Consider the following 22,515-nt stretch of genomic DNA (forward strand, 5'->3'; position numbering starts at 1 on the left):
CTCCTAGTAAAAATAATCCCTTCTATCCGTAAGTATAATCTTCTGTTACCATCTATAAAGCATAGCACCCATTATGTATCCTGCTCCTACTGAACAAAATATTATATACTCATCTTTATTAAAATTCTTCTCATTCAAAGTATCATTTAGAGCCATTATAGGACTTGCTGTTCCTGTATACCCATACTTATCTGCAACAAAAGTAGCTTTTCTGGCATCAACACCTAGATTATCCATGGTAATCATTATATCTTCTTTAGAAAATTGTGACATGAAGTACCCTGAAATATCCTTAGCTTTAATATTTCGTTCCTCTAGTAATGAATTTATTAACTTTGTCCATTCTTCTGATAAGAAACTAAAATCAAATGGGTTCCATTGCATTTTCTTTTCATTTATATCAACAGCTTCTTTTGCTATATTCTGAAGTCCACAAGCCGGAAATCTTATTGTTTCATTATAACTATCATCTGTAAACATTCCAGAATTTAAAAATCCTCGTTCTTCAAGCTCTTCTCTTGCTTCTAATATAACCGCAGCTCCACCATCACCTACTAAAGGTGATGTTATCATATCATCCATTTTTGTGAATGGACTAACCACAAGAGATCCAACAATCATTGCTCTCTTATATTTTTTATCCGTTTTAAGATATTTCCATGCAACATCCATAGCATTAACCATACTAACACAGTTACTATTCATATCAAAAACAACTTTAGCCTTATTAGCACCAATTTTATTTCTTATTATCATTGCACATGAAGGCATTAAATACTCTGGTGTATCAGTAGCTGAAATAATAATATCTATATCCGCTGCTTTTATCCCTGCCTTTTCAAGAGCTTTATTTGCAGCCTCAACAGACATGGTTATACTATTCTCGCCATCTTTAGCATGAGTTCTAACTTTTCTTCCTACCTTGCTCATTAGATGCTTTAAATGCTCCTCTTGCCCGCACTGCCTAAATCGTTCTAAAAATTCACAATTTTCAACTTTACATTTTGGATGATAAGCCGCTATCCCTACGATATGCACATTGTTAAACACATCAAATCCCTCCATTTTTTCGCGTACTAAAATCTATTAATGTAAAAAATATTTTTTATATAATCATTATATCATTTTATTATGTTTTATTTTGTAATAATTTGCAATAAATTCTTCAAATTAAGCTCTTTTTTTCGATTTATTTCAATATTTTTCTCTATAAATATAATGTATTTCTATAAAACCATATAATATTCTTTAAAAAAATATTTTAAAATTGATTTAACTTTTGATAACTAGTAAATTTTCAAATAAACAGATTAAATTTCCTGTAAAAATAAAAAGACTATGAAAAATAAAAAATTCCATAGTCTAATTCTATCTTAATATAAATTATCATTTTTAATTATTTCTTCAATAACGCCCTCTTTTAATATAACAATTCTATCGGCCATAGCTCTACAGTCATCTCTGTCATGAGTAACAAATATACATGTAATTCCACATTGCTTTATAATATTTTTTATTTGTTCCCTTATACTCTCTTGAAGCTCTTTATCTAAGTTACTAAAAGGTTCGTCTAATAATAATATTGATGGTCTTGGAGCAACTGCTCTTGCAATTGCTATCCTCTGCTGTTGTCCTCCACTAAGCTCATATGGATATCTTTTTTTATATTCCATCATATCCACGAGAGAAAGCACCTCATCAACTCGCTTTTTTTTCTCATCTTTTTTCATGTTTTTAAGTCCGAACTCAATGTTCTTCTCAACAGTCATATGAGGGAAAAGAGAATAATCCTGAAAAACCATACCTACGCCTCTATTTTCAGGTGCAATAAATTGTTCCTTGTCCACCATCACTTTATCATCTATTTTTATATACCCTATATCAGGAATCTCAAGTCCACTTATTATCCTAAGCATTGTACTTTTCCCACTTCCACTCTTGCCAAAAATGGATATTACCTCTCCTTGTTCAATTTCAAGATTAAAATCTGCTATTGTATTTCTTTTAGCATTTTTATACTTAAAAAACAATTCCTTTATCTCAACAAACATTTATCTCACCTCTTCTTTTTCAGTTCTATAAAATAAGAATACAGCAATAACTCCTATAATTATTATAAATATGGATGCAATAGCAGCCTCATGTATCATCTCATCATTTGCATATTCGAAGGTTTTTGTCGCAAGGGTTTCAAAGTTAAATGGTCTTAATATTAACGTCAAAGGTAGCTCCTTTAAAATATCAACAAATACTAATAAAAATCCACTTAAAACCGCTGGTCTTATCATTTTAAAGTCAACCTTGAAAAATGTCTGTGTAACATTCATTCCTAACATTCTTGAAGCCTCAAAATACTTCTTACCTACTTTCTCAAATCCAGCCTCTACTGTGTTAAACCCTACTGCTAAGAACCTTATAATATATGCAAATATAAGCATAGCTAAGCTTGTGGTTAATACTAATCTTCCTCCACCTTTATTAAATATTTCATATAACCAGCTCATTTTTTTGTCTATCAATATGAAAAAACTTATCACACCAATTGATATTACTGATCCTGGAATAGAATAACCTAAAGTGATAACTCTAGAACATATTCTAGCAAAGCCACTTTTACTTATTCTACTGAAATTAGCCACTATAGTTGCTACAGCAATTATAAGAACAGAAGCAATAATCCCAACAATTACAGTGTTCTTTATAAGAATCAAAAACTTTACAGTAAGAATCTTTTCATATGATAAGCTAAACCAATGAATAAGTTGTGCAGTTGGTATGATAAACCCTAAAGAAAATATTACGAAGCAATAAGTAAATGCTGCTCCCCCTTTAACTCCTTTAAGTTTTATAGGTTTTAGAGGTTTAATCTTTGAACTTGTATATGAAAACTGCTTTCTCCCTCTTAATACCTTTTCTCCGGATAAAACAACAATAACAAACATCATCAGTAATGAAGATAACCTTATGGCAGAATCTATATCTCCTAATGAGAACCATGTTTTAAATATAGCAGTACTGAATGTTGTTACCCCAAAGTATTTTACAACTCCATAATCGTTAATAACTTCTAGAGCTACTAGTGTAACTCCTCCAGCAATTGCTGTTCGTGAAATTGGCAATGCTACTTTAAAAAATATTTCCCATGTTGAGCTTCCAAGCACTCTAGCACTTTCTATAAGGTTAGATGATTGTTTTGCAAAGAATGCTTTTGTTATTGTAAAAACATATGGAAAAAGAAACATAGTAAATATAAAAATAGCCCCTTTAATTGAAGTAATATCAAAATATTTCTGTTGAACTGTAATGTTAAATGTATTTCTCAAAGTACTCTGAATCACACCTGTATAGTTCAACATTCCACTATATGTGTATGCAGCAATATATGGTGGTATTGCTAGTGGTAAAATCAATCCCCATTTAAAAAATTTCTTAAGTGGAAAATCATAAATTGTAACAATCCATGCTAAAGTAACACCAATAACCACTGTTAATAAGGCAGTCCCTATGACCAGTATAATTGTGTTCATCATAGAAGTTTTCAATAAATATTCCTTTATATGATCCCAATTTTCATTTGCACCTTTAAAAAGATTCATGAATATATTTATACTGGGAAGCACTATAAGAAGTACCATAATAACACTACTTACACTCCAGAAATTCGTTTCTCTTTTTACTTTTTTCATGTTAAACATTTCTACCACCTCCTAAAAAAATAAAGCACGCTAAGCGTGCTTTAAAACAAATGGATAATGGAGAATTGATAATTGATAATGATGGATGTTTCTGACTCTCGTCAGAAACTACATTATATTATTCTTTAAGCCAATAGTATCTTACTCATTTTATCTTAGATAAAATATTGTATTTAGGATACAATGTTTCATCTAAATGAAACAAGTGAGCCATTATTGTGAGTTGAACAATAAAATTAAAATTTCTCGGAGAGAAATATCAATCATTCTACATTATCCATTATCCATTCGCTTTTTTACTTACTTCCACCCTATTTCATTAAATATCTTTACTGCTTTGCTGTTGTTCTCTCCTAATTTAGAAAGATTAATCTTCTGTGTTTCAAACTCGCCCCAAGACTTTAATAACTCAGATGCTTCAACATTTTTGTTAACAGGATACTCATAGTTTGCTTGAGCGTATTGTTTCTGTGCTTTTTCACTTGATAAGAATTCCATAAGTTTTAAAGCATTCTCTTTGTTTTTAGCTTCTTTTGTCATTCCAACTCCACTCACATTAACATGAGTACCGTCTCCATTTTGATCTGGGAAGAATACACCTACATTCTCAGCAACTTTAACTTCTTCTGGATTTGAAGAGTTTAACATCTTACCGATGTAATAAGTGTTCATTATAGCTAAGTCACCTTCTCCAGCAACAACTGCTGTAGCCTGTGCTCTGTCATTTCCTTCTGGATCTCTTGCCATGTTCTTAAGTACACCTTCAGCCCACTCTTTTGCTTTTTCTTCACCATGAATTTCTATTAATGATGCTAATAATGATTGGTTGTATATGTTTTCAGATGATCTAACTAAGATTTTACCTTCCCACTTTGGTGAAGTTAAATCCATATATGTGCTTAACTCAGATGGGTTAACTCTATCTTTTGAGTAAACAATTACTCTTCCTCTCATAGTTAATCCAAACCAATTATTGTTATCATCACGTAGATTTTCTGGAATGTTGTTGAATAAAGTTTCACTCTCAACTTCTTGAAGTAATCCTTTTTCTTCTGCTCTGTGTAATCTTCCTGCATCAGCAACAACTAATAAGTCAGCCTCAGTATCTTTACCTTCTCTATCTAATCTCTCGATAAGCTCATCAGCTTTTCCTTTTACAACATTAACTTCAATTCCTGTTTCTTCTGTGAATAGCTTGTACAACTCTTCATCAGTATCATAATGTCTGTCTGAGTAAAGATTTACAACTTGTTTCTCATCGCTCTTTTCAACCTTTTCCTCAACTGCATTATTCTTTGTGTTTTCCTTAACCTCATTATTCTGGCTTGTACATCCAGTTAGGGCTGTCACCCCTATAACAGCTGCCATACCAATGGCAGTTAATAATCCTTTAACTTTCATAAAATACCTCCTATTGAAAATGATTATCACTTTCTTTTCTAAGCTAAGTATAAATGATAATCATTTTCATGTCAATGCTTTTCTCATTTCCAATTTTGTCCTTTATTTTAAAATCCATTGTATTGCTCTACAACATTGAACCCACTCTCTTCTATATCTTTTCTAGTAATATGTTGATCAAGATGCATACAATAGACCTTATTCCTATATTCAATACTTATTAATTCTTTTAGTTTTCTTAAAGAAATATGGGCATTACCTTTATAATCTAAACCACAAGTATCCTGATACACTCTGTGAAGCTCCCCATTTTTCAACATCATAAGTATTCTATTCTCAATATTGTTAGAATCGCCACTATAATAAAAACTTTCACCTTCAATATTCATAATAAAACCATAACATGGTATTGTCTTAACATGAGAAACTGGTAAAAACTCTATAGAGAATTCTCCAAATTCATCATCATCAACCTTAACAATATTCTCACTTTCTAGATAATACTGTTTAGTAGTTGCACCAATATTACTTAAAAATCTTTGAATAAACTCCTTATTAGGATAAATTACAGTAGCTTTTTTCTTCAAAATATTATACAAATAAAATATTACCTCTCCAAGACTTCCAACATGATCTGGGTGGGTATGAGTTATTATTATGTATACCTTATCTACTCTGTCTAACATATTCAATTCTTGCAGTCTTGAAAAAACAGTTCCTCCACAATCAATAAGAATTAAATTTTTATTTTTTTTTATAAATGCACTATTGTTACCAAGCTTAGGATTAAATGCACTTCCTATACCAGTAAAAAATAGATCTTTCATATGTAATTATCCTCTCTCTTATATTGAAATTCTTAATATTTTAAATTACTTAATAATACTATAACCACTTTGTTCAAAATTAAATCCCCTGAACTTTTTAGAATAAATCACTGATTTTCTCATAAATTTTATTATATGGTGTTAATTACATATTTGATTTTGTTTTATTAACACTTAATTTTTAATATTAGGAGGTAAGTATGAAAAAACCGTTAAAATCTATTATTGCTTTTTCACTATCCCTTTCAATGCTATCTTTAGTTGGCTTTTCTCAAGCTAAGGCATCAACCGATAAATTTGCTCCATCTTTACCTAATTATCAAAAGTTAGATAAAGATTTCGCTAAAGATTTAAAGTCTGAAGGTAAGCAGCTTAAAGGTAAAAAACTTCATGGTTATAAGGGTAAATCCTATTTTCAACCAGGAAATCTTGATAATTTAACTCATAAAGATGTAAGAGGCCATGATAATAAAGGTATAGCTATTTTAGTTGATTTCCCTGTTTCTGAAGGGAATATTAGTGATGTTCCAGGAGTAGATTATGAACAGATTCCTAAAGAAAAATTCCAGGATTTGATGAATGGAACAGAGTATAATCCATATGATCTTGAAATGTTCAAATGGTTAGCAGAATATGAAGGAGTTAAAGCTCCTACTGATAGAACTTTAAGAAATTATTATGACGAAGTTAGTTATGGACAATTCTCAATAGATGTTGATGTAGTAGGATGGTATACTTTACCTCATTCTTATGAGTACTACTTAGGACAAAATAATGGATATTATAATGAAAATGGTGATGCTAATTTTGCTGAATTAGTTAAAGATGCCCTTATGTTGGCAGATAAAGATGTAGATTTTACTGAATATGCTGTAGATGCTAAACCTGGTGATTTTGACATACTTGGTATTGAAGGCGATACCCTTGAACAAGATGGTGAAACTTATACTCAAATAGTTCCAAATGTCTTTATTATCCATAGAGGTACTGGAGCAGAGTATAGTGCTGATCCTAGTATAATCTGGTCACACCAATGGGATATTATTAGTGCTTCATACTTTGGAGATTATTATAAAACTGGTGAATACCCTAATGATGCAGATTTAAGATTTACTACAGTAGATGGTGTTGTGGTTAATGAATATAATACAGTTCCAGAGGTTGGTCAAGATATTTCAGGTTATTATATTGAAGGTGGAAGAAAACCTTCCCCTGCTTATCCTGGTGTTTTTGCTCATGAATTCGGACACCAACTAGGATTACCTGATCAATACGACTACGGATATGATTCAGAAGGTACTGGTGTTTTTACCTTAATGGCTAGTGGAGCATCTGGACGTAATATACCTTACCGTTGGTATAGTGATAATACTCCTACTCACATGGATGCATGGTCTAAATATTATCTTGGTTTTATTCAACCTAGAGAATTTAAACCTGAAGATGGTAGACAAACAATAACTTTAAAACCTGCTTCTGAATATCCTCAAGCACTAAAAGTTGAAGTTCCTGGTTCTAATGGTAGAGAATATTTCTTAATCGAAAATCGTCAACAAACAGGTTATGATGCTGGTCTTGAATATAATTTTGACGAAAATCCAAAGGATTTACATGGTTTAGTTGTATACCATATTGATGAAAATGTATTCATTAGAAATTTCAATAGACCAAACGAAGCTGCAAACTGGGATTGGAACAATCGTGGTAGAAACTATAGAGATAAAGATACTGGTGAAAATCACTATGCTATCGCTGTAGTTCAAGCTGATGGCAACTGGGATATGGAGAAAGGTATTAATGATGGTGATTGTGGTGATGTATTCCCTGGAAAATATGGTATTACTGAATTAAACTCAAATATAAAATCTAATCCAAATACTCTTTCATACTACCGTTGGGACGTGAATAAAAAGGGTATAACTGGATTAATAATTGAAAACATCGTTGAAGAAAATGGAGTTGTAACTTTTGATATTTTCTTTGAAAATTAATATAGCAAAAGGACTATCTAACACAGATGGTCCTTTTTATTATTTACTCTATTGTGTATCCTGTATTTTCTATACTATTTCTTATTTCTCCTTCTGATGTTTTTTCATTATATTTAACTTCTATTGTTCCTCTAGGAACATCAACAATAACATTTTGAACACCTTCTATTTTATTAAGTGCATTTTTAACTCTTGTTTTACTTTCAGGACCTGCAAGTCCACCTATATTATAATGTACTGAATTCATAACTTCCTCCTTAATTTTTTTAATTATCAAAAATTAATCTTTTCAATAATATTTTTAGTTCTTATTTTAATTTTTATGTATTACATTTTTTAATGCATGTGTTTAATAATCACATTTATTTTATTATTTTTTAAGGATTAATTATATTTTATTACAAATAATATTATTGATGATTTTTTTATAGAAAGGAGAAAACCAATGAAAGTTGTGAAAGTAAGAAAAAATCAAGATGGTGATATTACAAACATAATGACTAATACTGGTGAAGTATTAACAGCAACTCAAGCTGTTGCTGCTGCTAGAGCTGGGCAACTTGATTCAACTGTTGTAAGAAAAAACAGAAATGGAGTAGATGTAATAACTTCAACTCCAAGAACAAGTCCAGATCAAATACTAGATAATCTTCCAAGTTTCTAAAATAATAATACGAGGTGATTAACTGTGGATGTAAGAGATATAATGAGTAGAAATGTAATAACATTAAGTAAGCACGATACCGTAGAAACTGCTGCAAGATTAATGAAAGAGCATGATATTGGCTCAATTCCTATATGTGAAAACAAACAAGTTATTGGAGTTATAACTGATAGAGATATCGCTATAAGAACAGTTGCTGGAGGTAGAGATACAGCTGCACCATTAATAGAAGTAATGTCTAACTCAATTGTAACTGGTACTCCAGAAATGGATGTAAATGATGCTGCAAGATTAATGAGCGATCGTCAAGTAAGACGTCTGCCTATATGTAATGAAAAAGGACTTGTGGGAATAGTTGCACTGGGAGACATGGCTATAGAATCTCAAGCACAAGATGAAGCTGAAGAAGCATTAACTAATATTTCACAACCTGCTCAACCACACAGATAATAAAAACAAATTGAGAATGGAGAGTTGAGAATTGAGAATGATGGATGATTCTCACTGACATGAGAATCTACATTTTATCATTCTTTAGGATAATGGAATTTTACTTATTTTATATTAGATAAAATATTGTATTTTATGTATAGTATTTAATCTTATATTACAGTAAAAAACTTTTATACCGGGAGACTTATCCATTAATTATATAATTGATAATTATCAATAAACAAGAAAAAAAGAACTAATATAACTTTTGTTATATTAGTTCTTTTTTGTCGTAAAAATAAACTTCCCCTTAATTATATTATACCATAAAATTCCATTAATTAAAAGACTACCATTTTCCATGTATTACCTGTAGAATAATAAGAGTGTCTTCTTAGTTAATCTAGAAAATAAAATATTTAGGGGGTTTGTCCATGAAGAACAAGACAATTGCTACTGATATGGTTACAGCACTAAGTTATCCTGAAATTAAATTATTCTCTGTAATAGTCACATTAACCCGCAAAAACCGTGATGCTACCAAGTCAAACATTGATTATATTATCGAAAGGCGAATTGGAAGTTTGATAGGAAATTGGAAACACCTAGCTGAATCCTTGATTAATAAAGGAGTAATAAATATTAAAGATTCGAAAGCAAACGAAATCATATATTCCTTAACCGATTTAGGCAAGGTTTTTATGCAGGATGTAATAAAAGGTTTTTATTCAAATAAAATATTCTATAATGAATTTTATACATATGCTGAAAAAAGCCAAGCACATAAAGAATTTTGTGAATCAGTATATGGTAAAAACTTATGTCAGCATGGTATGTTGAATATGTATCAATTAGAAAAAATTATAGAATTATTAAATGTACGTAATGAGGACAAAATTCTTGAACTAGGCTGTGGTAATGGATATATTACAGAATACATTTCGGATGTAACAAATGGAAATATTCTAGGAATCGACTTTTCTTCTGAGGCAATTGATAGTGCAACTAAAAGAACATCCCAAAAATCTTCAAGACTTCAGTTTGAATGCAATAATATTCAAGATATAGACTATGAAGCAAATACTTTTGATAAGATTGTATCAATTGATTCTTTATTTTTCTTGAGAGATTTAGAAAGTTCCCTCTTAAAATTAAACAATATATTAAAGGATAATGGATATATAGTAACCTCTTTCTTCTTTCCTGGAAACAATGAGAATTTCCCCCTCTCAGATGTAGTATCTAATTCATATTTAGGAAAAATACTAAAAAAACATAACTTCCAATATGATATTTTTGATCTTACTGATAATAATCTGAAACATTGGGAATTAGTAAAAGAAACATTAGAAAAATTAAAGACTAAATTTGAAGAAGAAAATCAAATGTTTCTATATAATAATCGAATGGAAGAGTGTCGTGGTGATTATTTAACAAAGGCAACTAGATGCTTGTTTGTAATTAAGAAGAAGAATTAACTTAGTTTCTAAAGAAAACATAAATTGAACTGCGCCCTGTCTACTTGACAGGGCGCAGTTCAAAATCTTGTTGTCTTAAGTATTTTTATTTGTTTTTATATCTTAAATCTATCTGTATCATTTCTTAATTCATCAGCTCTATTGTTAACCTCTTGAACACTTGCTGTTATCTCTTCCATAATACTTACTTGGTTTTCTATAGAATTATTCATATTGTTTACATTATGTACGTTTGTTTGAAGTGCTTGAGATATATTCTCCATTGCATTACTCATCTCTTCACTGGCATCAGCCTGTTGAGATGATAAACCATAAATCTCCTCTGCTTTTACAGTTATCCCTTCAACTCTCTCGTATATTCTATTAAATCTTCTTTCTATGGCAGCTGACCTTTTAACGCAACTATCTACTATATTCTTTCCTTCTACTGCCGATTCATCAGCATTAATTACTAGCATTTGAATCTCTCTCACTATCTTAGTAATATCAATTGCAGAGTTCTTACTCTCTTCTGCAAGTTTTCTTACCTCCTCTGCAACTACAGCAAATCCCGCTCCATGTTCTCCTGCTCTTGCAGCTTCTATTGCGGCATTTAAAGCTAATAGATCTGTTTGTTCCGAAATATCTGTTATTACTTTAAGTATCTTTCCAATATTCTCAGAAGATGCAGATAGCTTTTGTATAACATTATTAATTGTATTTATTGAACTCTCAAGTTCCTCATTATTTTCTGAAAGAGCCTTTACCCTTCTTCTTCCCTGTTCAACAATTTCAAATATTTCCTTACTATTTTCTAGTGCTTCATGAGATGCTTCCTTCATTACCACCGCACTATTTGCTACCTCTTCAAGATTAGCGTTAATTTCCTCAACAAGTGATGCATTACTCTCACTTGCCACAGCCACTTCTCCTACAGACGAAGTAACCTCCTCTAAGCTATGATTATTTTCATTTATAGCTTCTTCAATTAATGATGTATTCTGACTTAATGTAAATGAGCTCTCTTTCACATCTCCTACCAATGAAGCTATCTTTCCTATGAATATGTTAAACCAATTTGAAAGTTCTCCGATTTCATCTTTCGATACAATCTCTAATCTCTTGGTAAGATCACCTTCACCTTCTGCAATATCCTTTAACATCATAGTAGTCTTTTCTATAGGTTTTGTGATTTTATTTGTTAGCATAAATATAATTACTAATATTACAACTAATGTAATTATATTAACAAATGTCAATTTATTCTTCACACTCTTTGATATTTCACTTAACTCATCCTTTGGTATATCGACCATAAATGCCCACGAATTATCTATTCCTTGAATATTTACTGGTTTAATCAATCTATGTACCTTTTTATTTATATATTCAGAATTATTCTCTCCATCAAATTCTTCACCTTTAACTATAGCTGTTTTAATTTTATCATTCTCATTAAATGCAACAAAATCTTTACCAAGCAGCTCAATATTCTTATGTGCTACGAATTTCCCTTGACTTGATATCAATGCCGCATATCCACTCTGAAGTATTTTTACATCAGTAAGTTGCTCTTGAAGCTTTTTTAGTTTTATATCTATACCCATAGCACCTATAAACTCATTATTTTGAATTATAGGATATACTAATGAAGTTATTAATTCTTCTTTATCATCAATTATACCTATATAAGGCTCAGTTATCATAGGTTTCTGTTGATTCTTTACTTCAAAATAATAATTGCCTTCCTTTATATATTCCTCCCATGGCTCTACCCCTATACCAAACCTTGATTTAACTGCACATGGTATCAAACGACCTGTCTTATCATGATTTTCTGTATATTGGTAGAAGTAATCATTATTATCATATGAATTTTCTTCCCAGCATGTCCATACTCTAGCATAGTCATCATTATTCTTCAATATACTCTTTAAAATATCTATAAGCATCTCCCTGCTTGATTGATTTCTTTTCAGAATTAAAGCTGTATCCACCAATTCTTTTGCATCTTCCGATGCCATGGATAGCATTTCTTCAGCCATTAAAGAATATTTATCAGCTTTCTCATGGGATGCCTCATTAACTAGATTATCTGTTTTTTCTCTCACTGCTCTTATAGTAAAAATATTTCCTCCAATAGAACATAATATAACCGCTATACCAATAAGTAAAAGCATTTTATACTTAATTTTTTTTAATTGAATTTTACCCATTATGATAACCCCCCTCACTTACTACTATTTTATTTTATTTTTCTACATTTTTCAAGCTGAACTATATTTTAAATAATAATAAATTTAAGTGATTTACAGGAAATATTATCATAATAAATACCAATATTTTTAGATATTTATTCATTTCCTAGGAAATCAACAAAAATAAAAAAGGCACCTATAAAGTACCTTCTTTAATATATTAATATAATCTATTTATTTATTTCTTTCTCGATCTCTATTAAGTTCTTCCTTTGTATAATAAACAATTCCTAAAGCGCCTGGACCTACATGAGTTCCTATTACTGGTCCAATTGAACATATATCAACAGCTTTGCCTATGTATTTCTCTATCATAACAGCAAATTTTCTAGCCTCTTCTTCACAATTTATATGATGTACAATAACCTCTCCTAATCCAAATTCAGTTATGTTATCTATTAATTCATCAATCATTCTCTTAAGTGCCTTTTTCTTTGTTCTTACCTTATCTAGTGTAGTTGTCTTTCCATCAAGAACAGTAAGCACGGGCTTAATTTGAAGAATTGATCCTAAAAGCGCACTTGCAGTTCCAATTCTCCCACCTTTTTTTAGATATTCTAATGTATCTGGAGAGAATACAAATTTACTTCTCTTAATATTCTTCTCTGTTAACTTAATAACCTCTTTTAGAGTTTTTCCTTCTGCAGCTGCTCTGGCTGCTGTAAGTGATGCATATCCTAACTGCATACTATTTGATCTTGAATCAATAATTTCTATTTTCCCTTCAGGATAATTCTCTAAAATCATCTCCTTTACCATCAAAGCTGAATGATATGTTCCACTCATATCAGATGATAAAAATACTCCTACTACTTCATTACCATTTTTTATGTGTTTTTCAAATGTTCTATAAACTTCATCTATAGACGGTTGTGATGATTTAGGAAAAACATTATATTTATTTAGTAATGTATAGAATTCTTCATTTGTTATTTCATTTTCTTTATAGATTTCACTATCAAAAGAAACACTCAGTGAAACTACATCAATCCCATACTCTAACAATATTTCTTCTGGTATATAACAAGTACTATCTGTTACTATTTTAACAGCCATATTAACTCCTCCAAACCTAATGAACATTAATATATCCCATCTTTTGTATAATTCATTATACCATATTTTGTACTTATTTATACAAACACCTGAATATACCTTATCTTTTTTACAAATACTAATTACTACCAAAATAGCTCGTCTATTTTGATTTTTGTTTTATTACTTGCACTTATTTTGTTTAATAGAAAATAAAATATGATAGATTATTTATGGGAGTTATTGATATAATTATTAAAAGAGACAAAACTAGGAGGTGTTAAAATGAGTTGGTCTTCTTTAGATAACGCTGCAAAGATGTATGCTTCCTTACCCTCAACAAGAGTAACAACATTATTCAGAGTTTCATCCACATTAAATTTTCCTGTAAATAAAGATATTCTTCAACAAGCCTTAGATTTATCACTTATACGTTTTCCGTATTTTAATGTATCTTTAAAAACAGGATTATTCTGGAGTTATTTTGATAAAAGTAATGAAAAACTCTTGGTAGAAGAAGAAAAGTTTTATCCCTGTATGAATCTCAATGTAAAAAAACACCACTTTCCTTTTAGAGTTCTCTACTTCAACAATAGAATCTCTTTGGAATTTGCACATGCTTTAACAGATGGAACTGGTGCCATAATTTTTCTTCAATATTTACTCCAAGAATATTTGAAAATAAAAGAATTAATTCATGAGAATGTATTAACATATATTGGTGATACTCCAACAAAATCAGAATTTGAGGATTCTTATAAAAAACATTTTGATAGGAAAATACCTACTAAACGAGTTAAAGTAAACGCATTTCAATTTCCTTTTAAGCTCAGTGAAAAAGGTGCTTATCATATTGTAACAGGTATTTTACCAGTTAAAGATTTGTTGAATAAGGCAAAAGAATTTAATTGTTCATTAACGGAATTATTATGTGCTATTTTTATTGATTCAACTATTGAATTAATAGATAGGAATGGTTACAAAAAAAAGCCTATAGTACTTAATATACCCATAAATTTACGTACTAAATTTCCTTCAAAAACCATGAATAACTTTTTTATTTCTTTAATGCCTTCAATAGATCCTAGATTAGGAAATTATACTTTAAAAGAAATCGTAGAGTATATTCATAACTACATGAATTTAAATAATAACGAAAAAAATTTAAAACAATTATTATGTAAAAATGTCCGAAGCGGGAACAATATATTTTTAAGAATAATCCCTTCATTTATCAAAGATTTGATAATGCCCTTTGTACACAGTAGTTTTGGAGAAGCAAATTATACTTCTGGTTTTTCCAATATGGGTCTTGTGAGACTTCCTAGTGATATGGAAAAACATATCGAAAGGTTTGATGTTTATCCTCCACCTAGCAGAGGTAACAAAATTAAAGTAACAGCGATAAGTTATAAAGATAACTTACATATAACCTTTGGTAAAATGACATATAGAAAGGATTTTGAAGAAATATTTTTCTCTAAAATTAGAAAAATGAATATTCCTATAAAAATTGAAACAAATTACGTATAGATAAATCTTATGTAAAAAATAACTTAAGGGAGGTGTGTATTATGCCATATTGTTCAAAATGCGGAGTAGAAACTGATTTCGGAGTATATGAATGTCCTATTTGCGACTATCCTATTCCAAAAGATTTGGCTGATAAAAAAGAAAGAAAAATGCTATTCCCAAAAGCAATAAATGTACACTCTGAAAAAGTTGCTGAACGAAAAAGAGGTGCTTTCTTATTAATATCCACAGCACTTATTTCAATCATGCTGCTACTTACATTCATAGATTATAGTTTATCTTATAATCTTACTTGGTCCAAATATAGTAGTGTTTCTTTATTTTCAATTGTTATATATATTTTTATATTCTTAGGTTTTGGAAAAACATTCTTAATCTCATTAAACCTTTGTCTATTTAATACTACTGCAATGTTACTTATGTTTGATAGAGTTGATATAAGAATGAGTTGGTCATTAAGTTATGGTATCCCTATTGTATTACTACTATATTTGACAATATTAATATCTTACTTAATTATAAAAAACTTACCATCAAAAGGTGTAAATATTGCAGGTATAGTGCTTGGTGCAATAACAATATTTTGCTTATTTTTAGATCTTATAATTACATTTAATATATATAATTTCCCAAGGATAACATGGTCTCTTGGAATATTAGTTTCAGTTGGCCCATTATCAATAGGCTTTATATTGCTACATTATAAAATGCCTGAGAAAATGGAGGTTTACTTGAAGAAAAAATTCCACCTGTAGAAAAAAGCACGGATAACCGTGCTTAAAAGAAACTGAAAGTTGAAAACTGAAAACTGAAAACGATGGATGCTTCTCACGTACGTGAGAAGCTAAATTTTATTGTTCTTTAGAAAAAGAAATGTTTACTCATTTTATCTTAGATAAAATATTGTAGTTTTAATACAATGTTTCATTACAAATGAAACGAGTAAAATCCTATTGTCCAAGGAACAATAGGATTAAAATTTCTCGGAGAGAAATGTCCACCATTATCCATTTTACATTATACATTATGTTTTATTTAAGTAACTTGAATTGAAGTTACTTAAATAAATTAATTTCTAGGTACATATCTAATCTTATCATTATAGTAACCAATCCTAATTTCACGCTCCTTAGAAAGACCACATTTACACTCATAATGAACAAGATCATATTCTGCATATTTATAATAGAGATTATCCCCAATTATAGTCTCATTACCAAGATAATCTTCTACTCCTACAGGTACCCAGAATTCATCAACTTTTCTAGGTTGTAATGATATACGCCACATTTCTTCATAGTCACACATTTGTGGCTTACCTAACTTAGCAGTATAGTATGGACAAGGTTCAAATCTAGGAGATACAGTCCCCCCAATAAGTCCGCTTCCACTTTTCTTTGGAGCAGCATAAACAGTACTACTTAATGAAAATAAAACAAATATTACACTTAAAATAGTAAAAATTTTTTTCTTCACTCTTTATTCCCCCTTGTATTATAAAATAATTATTTTACAGTAAATATTTTACATTACATTGTGCCAATTGTCATTATTTGCTTTATCTTTCATTATATGGTATTATTTTTTATATTACTTATTTATTAAAGGAGGAATAAATATTGAATAAATTTAAAAAATTATTTATTATAATCATAATTTTCACACTATCAACTTGTTGTTTTCTATACAAAAACTCATCCAATGTAAAAACTTTAAATAAACAAAACCTAACTTCCGAAGAAAAAATGTACAAACAGTATTATGAAGTAATTTCTTTACTTACTAGTGAGGATTTTGGCGGCAGACTCCCTGGTAGTATTGGTAATAAAAAAACAGTGAAAATGATTGAAACTAAATTTTCTTCATTAGATTTAAAACCTCTTATAGGTGATAATTATCTTCAAGAATATAACCAAAGTACCTTTACTAACATTAATGCTAGTATGAATATATTCTTTCCTGATGGGAAGTCAAAAAAGTTACATTATGGAAGAGATTTTTTAGATAGAAAAGTAATTCTAAACTTAAATACTCATTCTTCTATTACTGACAACATAGAAGACTTAAATGAAAATACTAAATTCTTATTAGCTAATGAAAATGGAAGTTTATCAGAATATATAGAAAACAGTATCCCTGAAGATACTATAATACTTGTTAAATCTAATTACTTTACAAAACTCAATCGATTATCAGATAAGTATCCAATTATTCAGATAACTGAAGCTGTATATGATTTATTATCTAATAATTCTAATTGTGAAATTCAAATGTCTCTTTCAACAGAGAAAAAAAACATTGTATCAAATAATGTTTTAGGTATGATTAAAGGAACTACTAATAATAAAGCTGTAGTACTATCCTGCCACTTTGATCATGTAGGCACCTGGGGAGAATCTCTGTTTAGAGGAGCTATTGATAATGCATCAGGAACAGCATTGTTTCTGAATTTGACTGAGGATTTAAGTAATTTTTATAAAACCACTAAACCTGCATATGATATAATATTTGCTGCATTTAATGGAGAAGAAAGTGGTTTACAAGGAAGCGATTATTTTGTAAAAAATTTATCTGGTGAATATGAAAATATCTATAATATAAATCTAGATTGTATAGGTATAAAAGGTGATGATACATTAGTTTTAAGCGGTGATAATAGTATGAGTATGATTAACTCACTTAAATCATGGCTTGAAAAAGAAAGTATTGATGTAAATTCCATTGAAGGTGGATTTACCAGTGATCATATGTCATTTACAAATGCAGGTTTCAGCGGGGTCAATATTGGTCAATATTCTGTAGAATCAATTCATACTACTGATGATAATATTGATAAAATAGATTTTAAATATATTGATAATATAAAAAAAATCTTATATAAAATATTAACATCCAACTTATCTGACTTTATGAAGGAGAACAAAGAAATTAAAATAGCTAATAGCCTCAAAGATGAACTAAAACAAAAGAGATTGGAAGAAAGCACTAAAATCAAATCATCTTTAACACTTGGAGAATATGGAGTTTTTGATATTCTTGGATGCAAATACTTTATTGAAAAAAATAGTATTACTTATGATGATTTTAATGAATTCAAAGAACATTATCCTAACTTAATATTAAATAATACAATAAACAATTATAAACTAAAAGATATCTCAATTGATTATTATTCACCTTTTGATAAATCTAAAAAAATAGAATTTATGAAAAGTTTAGAACTAAATAAGATATATTCTATAGATATTGACACTCCAGTTATTATTAAGAATATCATACTCAAATATAATACACAAAAAGATGATTCTTATATAGAACTAATATTAAATGAAGGAACTATTGACAGCGATAATTCAAAAATATTAACTATTAATAAATCAGATTATATACTTACATACTCAGATAAAACATTTAACTACTTATTCAGCATAGGAAAAAATATTTCCATTAACTCAAATGAATATGCTCTAACAACACAAATAAAAAAACCTGTTGTAGGCTCCACAAATACACTTAAAGAATTTGTGATAACTATTACTCCTTCAATTCAAGAGGATCTTCTTCAATTATTAGAAAGTATTAATTTTTCACAATTAACTAAAAATATTATAAATAATTAATAGTATTCATAAGTTTTCCTTAAAATTAAATTAGAATGGTTACACTACAATTATTTAATTGTAAACATCGTTATTATACTCTTAACTTATGAAACTTCAATTGAAGCTTCATAAAAAAAGCCGTGCTTTAAAAACAAATGTTTACTCATTTTATCTTAGACAAAATATTGTAGTTTTAATACAATGTTTAATTACAAATGAAACGAGTAAAATCCCATTGTCCAAGGAACAATAGGATTAAAATTTCTCGGAGAGAAATGTCCATCATTATCCATTATCAATTTTACATTATACATTATGTTTTATTTTATGCTACTTCAATTGAAGCTTCATGCTTCTCCTTCAAGTATCCTTTAAAATGCAACGCCATTGCAGCAGTTAATATTATTGTTAAGAAATCTGCTGTTGGTTGTATTAATGCTACCCCAGTAATATTAAATAACTTAGGTAAAATTAATGCTGCTGGCATTAAGAACACACCTTGTCTTCCAACAGAAAGCGCCAACGCTTGTTTACCTTTACCCAAGGCTTGGAATAATACAGCATATACATTTTGAAATCCGAATAAAGGAGTTAATAAACACATATATCTTAACATCATACTTCCAATTTTGATAACCTCTGGGTCTGAACTAAATACGCCTACAACGGCTGGTGCAAATGCAATTAATAAAACAGAGGATACTGTACAAAAAATCGTTGTAACCTTCAATGAATATTTAATTGCTCTATTTAGCTTTTTATATTTTTTAGCACCATAATTAAACCCAGCAAGAGGTTGGAATCCTTGACAATATCCAAATACAACATATATAACAATAGACATTATTCTTAAAGTAATACCTACAGATGCAACAGCTGCTGTCCCATATGGATTAGCCGCATTATTTATAAGTCCCATTGATAAACTTGATAAAGCTTGCCTTGCAAAAGTTGCAATTCCAATCTGCATAACTTGAGCATATATTCTTTTACTAAATGTGAAATTCTTAATTGAGATTTTTACTGTACTCTTTCCTTTTAGATAATACAAGATAAGAAAAATAGTAGAAATCCCTTGACCTAGTACAGTTGCTAATGCGGCTCCTTTAACACCCATATCAAATACAAACATAAAGATTGGGTCAAATAAAATATTTAATACAGCACCCATACTTATAGCTACCATACTGTATTTAGGACTACCCTCTGCTCTAATCATATTATTTAATGTCATATTTACTATTGTGAATACAGCTCCTAAAACTAATATCCTGCTGTAATCAAGAGCATATACCATCACTTCATCTGAAGCACCAAATATTTTCAACAATTTTTCCATAAATATAAATCCAAAAATAGAGAAAATTACTGCTACTACTATTGCTGTAAAAAAAGTAGTTGCTCCAGTCTTGTTTGCCTCTTCCATATCCTTCTGACCTAACAGTCTTGATATATATGATGCAGATCCCACACCAAACATCTGCCCAACTGCAGCAATCAATATAAATAGTGGAAATGCAACTGCGACAGCAGCCATAGCCTCTGAACTATTAAGCATACCAACAAAATATGAGTCTACTATGTTATAAACAGCTGAGATCAACATGGCAATAATCCCTGGTACAGCCAGTTTATTTAATGTTTTTTCAACCTTTTCACTCTCAAACAATTGTCTTCTTTTGTCTTTATTTGCTTCCATTAAGATACCTCCTACATATTATTTCATTAACTTTATTTTCTTTTTGGATATTTAATATCCCTAAAACAACATCTTATCGACCATAAACTCTATAAACTCAATATTTTTTTCATGTTCTTCCGACTTTTGATCATGAAGAAGAAACCCATTAAAGATAAGCGTCATACTAATCCTTTCATTAAATTCCTTTGTTTCCTTATTTATTTCATCACAAGAATTTATTATATTAATAACTTTATCAAGTACTCTCTCCTTTAATTTTGTGAATACAATTCCTTCTTCATCTGTCCCTTTAAACAGTTCTCGTCCAAGCCCTTTTCTATCTATCACATCTTTATATATCATGATTAATACTTTTTTAATCTTTTCTTTTCCAATAGCATCACTACCACATATTTTATCTACCTTTTCGAAGGTACTATTCCAACTATCAGTTAAAATCTTTCTATATAATGTTTTTTTATTTGGAAAATAATTATATAAAGTTCCAACAGCAATTCCTACATCCTTTGAAATTGCTTTCATTTCAACCTTATCGTATCCAAGTTTATAAAATAAGTTTAGTGCAGATTTATATATCTTCTCATCTAAGTTTTTTATAATTTTAGGCATATGTTTCTCCTTACTTTTTATTTTTATGAATCTCCATTCATTTAAATAGTATATATTCATATTATACTCAAAAAACGTAAAAGTCAATTTAAATGAATCATAATTCATAATAAATTCAAAAAAAAATCACCTCCACAGATAATCTGTATGAGGTAATATTTATAAAATATATTAATAAGACATTATTCTTTTACTTTTTATTTCATCAAATCCTGTAATTCAAAATCCTCTACAATTCCTTTTATTAGATTTTTTAAAGTTTCCTCATCTAATTCAAAAGATTTTTTCTTATCTCCTTTAGTAACTTTTAGTAGCTTATAGGTTTTCATAAGGTTTAAGTGATATGACACTGTTGCCGCAGTAAGCTCTAATTCCTTTGCAATATCATTTGCACTTATTTCAGGATTCTCAACTATTAATTTGATAATATTATACTTAGTCTTATCACCTAAGGTCTTCATAATTCTTAATTTCTTTTCAAGTTCAAATTCTTTTCTCTCTTTTATCTTATTAAAAAGTTCTTCTACTTTGTATCCCCAATGCAATAAAATTTTATCTTCAATTTCTCTCATCATAATCTTATCACCACAAACATAACTTAGAGAAAGAATACATGTAGAATTTTTCAAGTGTTCTTTATCAAAATAATCATCAACTATACTGTTCAAAAAGTCTACTCCACCACTTTCAATATTTTTTTCGAAGATTTTTCTATAATCACTTATTTCAACTTCTCCCTGTCTCCATAATATATTGAATTCTTTTTTTAACTTTTCCATAAATTCTACATATTCTTTTATATATTTCACAGGCTCTTCAATTGCACAAAAAATATTCCATTTCATACTTGATGATAAAGTTGTATTTTTAACTGTTGATAATAAAAAATTCTTATCCTTGTATTTTTCTTCCATAATGTAACCCTTTATCATTTCCTTCTTACCAACAATTTTCATCAACACTATCATTAAATTCTTTCTTATTGTATTCTCATCTAAATCTAAGGCTTTATTGAGATATTCATCAATATCATTACTTTCTAATAATATATTCCCTCCAATAATTTCAATTATAGGGTTAAACTCTTGAGAGTAGAATTTATCTATAACTTCAAAGTGATTCTTCATCTTTTTCTGAATTTCTTTAGTTAATTCCTCATATTGCTCTAAATCAACATCTTCAAAAAATGGATTTTGCTCCAACTCTTCAAGAAATCTTCCCATGTAAGGATAATAAACAAAATCCACAATCTTAGCTAACTTATTATTTATAACTATTTTCATTCTTATCAATCCTATCATTGTTATTT

The 22,515-nt window shown here is 29.3% G+C and carries 19 protein-coding genes; 7 read left to right on the forward strand and 12 right to left on the reverse strand.

Going from position 1 to position 22,515, the window contains the following annotated elements; translation table 11 throughout:
• Window positions 1–45: 45 nt before the first annotated feature.
• The 5 genes from OW730_RS24795 to OW730_RS24815 all read right to left on the reverse strand — a co-directional run bounded on the left by OW730_RS24795 (window position 46) and on the right by OW730_RS24815 (window position 5,923).
• Entirely contained in the window at window positions 46–1,050 is a 1,005-nt protein-coding gene (locus OW730_RS24795; RefSeq protein ID WP_271226733.1) for a ketoacyl-ACP synthase III, read from the reverse strand.
• Window positions 1,051–1,373: 323 nt separating this feature from the next.
• Window positions 1,374–2,051: an ABC transporter ATP-binding protein gene (locus OW730_RS24800; protein WP_271226734.1), complete on the reverse strand. Its 678-nt coding sequence runs from the start codon at window positions 2,049–2,051 to the stop codon at window positions 1,374–1,376.
• Entirely contained in the window at window positions 2,052–3,686 is a 1,635-nt protein-coding gene (locus OW730_RS24805) for an ABC transporter permease (protein ID WP_271229627.1), read from the reverse strand.
• A gap of 309 nt (window positions 3,687–3,995) precedes the next feature.
• Window positions 3,996–5,096 (reverse strand): Fe(3+) ABC transporter substrate-binding protein, encoded by a 1,101-nt coding sequence (locus OW730_RS24810; RefSeq protein WP_271226735.1) that lies wholly within the window; start codon window positions 5,094–5,096, stop codon window positions 3,996–3,998.
• 107 nt (window positions 5,097–5,203) lie between these two features.
• Complete coding sequence (locus tag OW730_RS24815; protein WP_271226736.1) at window positions 5,204–5,923, reverse strand: MBL fold metallo-hydrolase; 720 nt, start codon at window positions 5,921–5,923, stop codon at window positions 5,204–5,206.
• 200 nt (window positions 5,924–6,123) lie between these two features.
• Here OW730_RS24815 and OW730_RS24820 point away from each other — a divergent pair, with 200 nt between their 5' ends.
• A complete protein-coding gene (locus OW730_RS24820; RefSeq protein ID WP_271226737.1) occupies window positions 6,124–7,914 on the forward strand; it encodes a M6 family metalloprotease domain-containing protein in 1,791 nt (596 codons plus the stop codon).
• Between the two features lie 43 nt (window positions 7,915–7,957).
• On the opposite strand, the gene OW730_RS24825 is transcribed toward OW730_RS24820, so the two are convergent.
• Window positions 7,958–8,161: a heavy-metal-associated domain-containing protein gene (locus OW730_RS24825; protein ID WP_271226738.1), complete on the reverse strand. Its 204-nt coding sequence runs from the start codon at window positions 8,159–8,161 to the stop codon at window positions 7,958–7,960.
• Between the two features lie 198 nt (window positions 8,162–8,359).
• Between OW730_RS24825 and OW730_RS24830 the strand changes: the two genes are divergently transcribed.
• From OW730_RS24830 to OW730_RS24840, 3 genes are all read left to right on the forward strand, one after another.
• On the forward strand, window positions 8,360–8,578 hold the full coding sequence (locus tag OW730_RS24830; protein WP_271226739.1) for a DUF3892 domain-containing protein: 219 nt from the start codon (window positions 8,360–8,362) through the stop codon (window positions 8,576–8,578).
• Between the two features lie 24 nt (window positions 8,579–8,602).
• Complete coding sequence (locus OW730_RS24835) at window positions 8,603–9,028, forward strand: CBS domain-containing protein (protein WP_271226740.1); 426 nt, start codon at window positions 8,603–8,605, stop codon at window positions 9,026–9,028.
• Between the two features lie 416 nt (window positions 9,029–9,444).
• Entirely contained in the window at window positions 9,445–10,488 is a 1,044-nt protein-coding gene (locus tag OW730_RS24840; RefSeq protein WP_271226741.1) for a class I SAM-dependent methyltransferase, read from the forward strand.
• A gap of 95 nt (window positions 10,489–10,583) precedes the next feature.
• Here the strand turns inward: OW730_RS24840 and OW730_RS24845 are convergent, their stop codons facing one another.
• Both OW730_RS24845 and OW730_RS24850 read right to left on the reverse strand, forming a co-directional pair.
• Window positions 10,584–12,683, reverse strand: coding sequence for a methyl-accepting chemotaxis protein (locus OW730_RS24845; protein WP_271226742.1), 2,100 nt, complete (start codon window positions 12,681–12,683; stop codon window positions 10,584–10,586).
• Between the two features lie 216 nt (window positions 12,684–12,899).
• The gene (locus OW730_RS24850) at window positions 12,900–13,781 is read right to left on the reverse strand and encodes a DegV family protein (protein WP_271226743.1); all 882 of its coding nucleotides are present in this window, start codon (window positions 13,779–13,781) and stop codon (window positions 12,900–12,902) included.
• Between the two features lie 264 nt (window positions 13,782–14,045).
• Between OW730_RS24850 and OW730_RS24855 the strand changes: the two genes are divergently transcribed.
• Both OW730_RS24855 and OW730_RS24860 read left to right on the forward strand, forming a co-directional pair.
• Window positions 14,046–15,293, forward strand: a complete 1,248-nt coding sequence (locus tag OW730_RS24855) for a hypothetical protein (protein ID WP_271226744.1) — start codon at window positions 14,046–14,048, stop codon at window positions 15,291–15,293.
• A gap of 41 nt (window positions 15,294–15,334) precedes the next feature.
• Complete coding sequence (locus tag OW730_RS24860) at window positions 15,335–16,048, forward strand: DUF6320 domain-containing protein (protein WP_271226745.1); 714 nt, start codon at window positions 15,335–15,337, stop codon at window positions 16,046–16,048.
• 313 nt (window positions 16,049–16,361) lie between these two features.
• On the opposite strand, the gene OW730_RS24865 is transcribed toward OW730_RS24860, so the two are convergent.
• Window positions 16,362–16,769 carry a hypothetical protein gene (locus OW730_RS24865; protein ID WP_271226746.1) on the reverse strand — a complete coding sequence of 136 codons (408 nt, stop codon included), beginning with the start codon at window positions 16,767–16,769 and terminating at the stop codon, window positions 16,362–16,364.
• A gap of 143 nt (window positions 16,770–16,912) precedes the next feature.
• On the opposite strand from OW730_RS24865, the gene OW730_RS24870 reads away from it, so the two are divergent.
• Window positions 16,913–18,913: a M28 family metallopeptidase gene (locus tag OW730_RS24870; protein WP_271226747.1), complete on the forward strand. Its 2,001-nt coding sequence runs from the start codon at window positions 16,913–16,915 to the stop codon at window positions 18,911–18,913.
• A 307-nt stretch (window positions 18,914–19,220) separates the two neighbouring features.
• On the opposite strand, the gene OW730_RS24875 is transcribed toward OW730_RS24870, so the two are convergent.
• The 3 genes from OW730_RS24875 to OW730_RS24885 all read right to left on the reverse strand — a co-directional run bounded on the left by OW730_RS24875 (window position 19,221) and on the right by OW730_RS24885 (window position 22,489).
• Complete coding sequence (locus OW730_RS24875) at window positions 19,221–20,594, reverse strand: MATE family efflux transporter (RefSeq protein WP_271226748.1); 1,374 nt, start codon at window positions 20,592–20,594, stop codon at window positions 19,221–19,223.
• A gap of 60 nt (window positions 20,595–20,654) precedes the next feature.
• Window positions 20,655–21,206 (reverse strand): TetR/AcrR family transcriptional regulator, encoded by a 552-nt coding sequence (locus tag OW730_RS24880; RefSeq protein ID WP_271226749.1) that lies wholly within the window; start codon window positions 21,204–21,206, stop codon window positions 20,655–20,657.
• A 197-nt stretch (window positions 21,207–21,403) separates the two neighbouring features.
• On the reverse strand, window positions 21,404–22,489 hold the full coding sequence (locus OW730_RS24885; RefSeq protein WP_271226750.1) for an ArsR/SmtB family transcription factor: 1,086 nt from the start codon (window positions 22,487–22,489) through the stop codon (window positions 21,404–21,406).
• Between the last annotated feature and the right edge of the window lie 26 nt (window positions 22,490–22,515).

Origin of the sequence: Oceanirhabdus sp. W0125-5 (genome assembly GCF_027938815.1) — a bacterium.
Classification (GTDB): Bacteria; Bacillota; Clostridia; order Clostridiales; family Clostridiaceae; genus Oceanirhabdus.

Coding starts and splice junctions, on each gene's coding strand:
- OW730_RS24800 (WP_271226734.1), bottom strand. CDS start 2,051: ATGTTTGTTGAGATAAAGGAATTGTTTTTTAAGTATAAAAATGCTAAA.
- OW730_RS24805 (WP_271229627.1), bottom strand. CDS start 3,686: ATGAAAAAAGTAAAAAGAGAAACGAATTTCTGGAGTGTAAGTAGTGTT.
- OW730_RS24810 (WP_271226735.1), bottom strand. CDS start 5,096: ATGAAAGTTAAAGGATTATTAACTGCCATTGGTATGGCAGCTGTTATA.
- OW730_RS24815 (WP_271226736.1), bottom strand. CDS start 5,923: ATGAAAGATCTATTTTTTACTGGTATAGGAAGTGCATTTAATCCTAAG.
- OW730_RS24820 (WP_271226737.1), top strand. CDS start 6,124: ATGAAAAAACCGTTAAAATCTATTATTGCTTTTTCACTATCCCTTTCA.
- OW730_RS24825 (WP_271226738.1), bottom strand. CDS start 8,161: ATGAATTCAGTACATTATAATATAGGTGGACTTGCAGGTCCTGAAAGT.
- OW730_RS24830 (WP_271226739.1), top strand. CDS start 8,360: ATGAAAGTTGTGAAAGTAAGAAAAAATCAAGATGGTGATATTACAAAC.
- OW730_RS24840 (WP_271226741.1), top strand. CDS start 9,445: ATGAAGAACAAGACAATTGCTACTGATATGGTTACAGCACTAAGTTAT.
- OW730_RS24845 (WP_271226742.1), bottom strand. CDS start 12,683: ATGGGTAAAATTCAATTAAAAAAAATTAAGTATAAAATGCTTTTACTT.
- OW730_RS24850 (WP_271226743.1), bottom strand. CDS start 13,781: ATGGCTGTTAAAATAGTAACAGATAGTACTTGTTATATACCAGAAGAA.
- OW730_RS24855 (WP_271226744.1), top strand. CDS start 14,046: ATGAGTTGGTCTTCTTTAGATAACGCTGCAAAGATGTATGCTTCCTTA.
- OW730_RS24860 (WP_271226745.1), top strand. CDS start 15,335: ATGCCATATTGTTCAAAATGCGGAGTAGAAACTGATTTCGGAGTATAT.
- OW730_RS24875 (WP_271226748.1), bottom strand. CDS start 20,594: ATGGAAGCAAATAAAGACAAAAGAAGACAATTGTTTGAGAGTGAAAAG.
- OW730_RS24880 (WP_271226749.1), bottom strand. CDS start 21,206: ATGCCTAAAATTATAAAAAACTTAGATGAGAAGATATATAAATCTGCA.
- OW730_RS24885 (WP_271226750.1), bottom strand. CDS start 22,489: ATGAAAATAGTTATAAATAATAAGTTAGCTAAGATTGTGGATTTTGTT.